Source organism: Stenotrophomonas acidaminiphila (genome assembly GCF_001431595.1).
GTDB classification, from domain to species: domain Bacteria; phylum Pseudomonadota; class Gammaproteobacteria; order Xanthomonadales; family Xanthomonadaceae; genus Stenotrophomonas; species Stenotrophomonas acidaminiphila.
In genome coordinates this window covers 1-2086 of the sequence record NZ_LDJO01000106.1, presented here as the reverse complement: position 1 = coordinate 2086, position 2086 = coordinate 1, and the positions used below count along the sequence as shown (strand labels likewise).

The window sequence follows — 2086 nt, the reverse complement described above, 5'->3', positions numbered from 1 at the left end:
TACGCATCGGACGTGTTCGACTACATCGAGATGTTCTACAACCCCATCCGCCGACATGGTTCCGCTGGCGGACTGTCACCGGTAGAGTTTGAGAGGCGCTACGCGCAGAGCGGCGACTGAGTGTCTACGGAACTCTGGCCGGTCCACCCCCTTCGCGCTGGTGGAAGGGCTACTTCCAAGGGCACCGTCGCGAGGGTGAGCTCACAGTTGCTTACTTCCTCGATCGCATGGATCAGAAAGCTGCCTAATCATCACGCTGTGGCAAACGCCACAGCGTGTGCTCCCTATAACAGCCCCCTGAGGGCCGACGTTCAACTTGACCCTTGGCGACCATCGCGCGCATCCGACTACGAAAACTGCGGCGAATCTTCTCGTAGAGCACGTGATCTGTGCTTTCGTACGTATGACCGGTGACGTGCCTGACGACGTCGCCGGTCGACATCCAGCCCTGCGCGGACTTCAAGGTCGTGAGGATCTTTCTTGTCATTGCGCCATGCCGGTACATCGGTTTATTGACGTGAGGCTGGACCTGTTCGATATCTTCGGGATCCACCTTGATCTCATGCATCCCGAGTGCACACTCGATCGCCTGTAAGTTGCGCTTGGCGTCCTCCCACAGCCGGCGATGCTCGGCTGCTTGACGATCCAACTCGGCAAATTGCCGTTCGAGCAGCGACACCTCGCCCTGCAAACGGGAGTGCTTATCAATCAACCACTTAAGGGAGGATGGGGTTCGCCAGGTCATGGGCAAATTCTAGAAAAATTGCCTCCCTGACGCATTGGGAGTTAGCTACGAATTTGCGGATGAAAAAGGAAAAGCCCCCGACAACGAGGGCTTTTCTCCAGAACGAGCAGGCGATCTCGCGCCTGGGTCAGAACGGAATATCGTCGTCGGCGAAGTCGTCCATCGGCGGCGGGGCCGGCTGCTGCGCGGGCGCCTGGCGCTGCGGGCGCTGGCCGTAACCGCCGCCGCCCTGGTCCTGGTTGCCATAGCCACCGCCCTGCGGGCGCGGGGCCGACTGGCGCTGCGGGCGTTCGCCGCCGCCGTAACCGCCACCCCCACCGCCGCCACCCTCGCCACGGCCGCCGAGCATCTGCATCTCGTTGGCGACGATGTCGGTGGTGTACTTCTCCACGCCGTCCTGGCCGGTGAACTTGTCGTAGCGGATCTCGCCCTCGACGTAGACCTGCGAACCCTTGCGCAGGTACTCGCCGGCGATCTCGCCGAGCTTGCCGAAGAACACCACGCGGTGCCATTCGGTGCGTTCCTGGTTGTTGCCGTCGCGGTCCTTGCGCACGCTGGTGGTGGCCAGGCTGATGCGGGTCACGGCCATGCCGCTCTGGGTGTACTTCACGTCCGGGTCGTTGCCGAGGTTGCCGACCAGGATGACTTTGTTGATGCCGCGGGCCATGGGATTCGCTCTTTGCGTTGTGTGCCGGGATATGGGCCGGCTGCAGCCGGCATCCGTGGGTCCCGGTGCAGGCGCCGGGAGGGAACGGGACATGGGATGGTAACAACCCATCCCGTTCCCGCCCACCCTGCCGCCTCAGCCGGCGTCGTTCGCCGACAGGCTGGCGAGGTAGTTGCCTACATCGCCGGGCCATTGCCGGAGGTGCGCGGCAAAGCCGGCGGCGTCGCCCGCGAACAACGCGCGGCTGGCGTCCTCGAAGCCCGGCAGGTCCCCGGCCAGCGCCAGCATCGCCCGGTACTGCGCCTCGCGGCGCTGGCGCAGGTCGCCGGCCCCGTCGTCCGCCCGGCGCGCCTGCTCCACCAGCCGGCGCAGGGCCGCAGAGGCCCCGCCGGGCTGCGCCGCCAGCCATTCCCAGTGGCGCGGCAGCAGGGTGACTTCGCGCGCCACCACGCCCAGCCGCGGGCGCCCGCGCTCCCGCGTGGCGGGCCCTGCGGCGGCATCGGCCGGCGGGAAGCGCGCCCGCAGCCGTTCCAGCACCTGCGCGACGTCGCCGCGCAGGTCCAGGTCCACGCTCTGCCCGCTGCGGTCGTCCAGCAGCAGCAGCGGGCGCCCGTCCGCGCCGGTGCCCGCGCGCGCGACAGCCTCACGCACCACGTCGCGCAGCTCACCGCGGA

At 66.7% G+C, this 2086-nt stretch carries 4 protein-coding genes; 1 reads left to right on the top strand and 3 read right to left on the bottom strand.

From position 1 onward, the window contains the following. Positions 1-120, top strand: a 120-nt coding sequence (locus ABB33_RS17840; RefSeq protein WP_152985161.1) for an IS3 family transposase, incomplete at its 5' end; no start/stop codon positions are given. Between the two features lie 124 nt (positions 121-244). Here ABB33_RS17840 and ABB33_RS17835 read toward each other — a convergent pair. The 3 genes from ABB33_RS17835 to ABB33_RS17825 form a co-directional block, all read right to left on the bottom strand. Next, on the bottom strand, positions 245-745 hold the full coding sequence (locus tag ABB33_RS17835) for a hypothetical protein (protein WP_056932978.1): 501 nt from the start codon (positions 743-745) through the stop codon (positions 245-247). Positions 746-872: 127 nt separating this feature from the next. Beyond that, positions 873-1412 carry a single-stranded DNA-binding protein gene (locus tag ABB33_RS17830; RefSeq protein ID WP_054664025.1) on the bottom strand — a complete coding sequence of 180 codons (540 nt, stop codon included), beginning with the start codon at positions 1410-1412 and terminating at the stop codon, positions 873-875. Positions 1413-1547: 135 nt separating this feature from the next. Then, the coding region (locus ABB33_RS17825) for a DUF2239 family protein (protein ID WP_056932977.1) at positions 1548-2086 on the bottom strand (539 nt) is incomplete at its 5' end.

Coding starts and splice junctions, on each gene's coding strand:
- ABB33_RS17835 (WP_056932978.1), bottom strand. CDS start 745: ATGACCTGGCGAACCCCATCCTCCCTTAAGTGGTTGATTGATAAGCAC.
- ABB33_RS17830 (WP_054664025.1), bottom strand. CDS start 1,412: ATGGCCCGCGGCATCAACAAAGTCATCCTGGTCGGCAACCTCGGCAAC.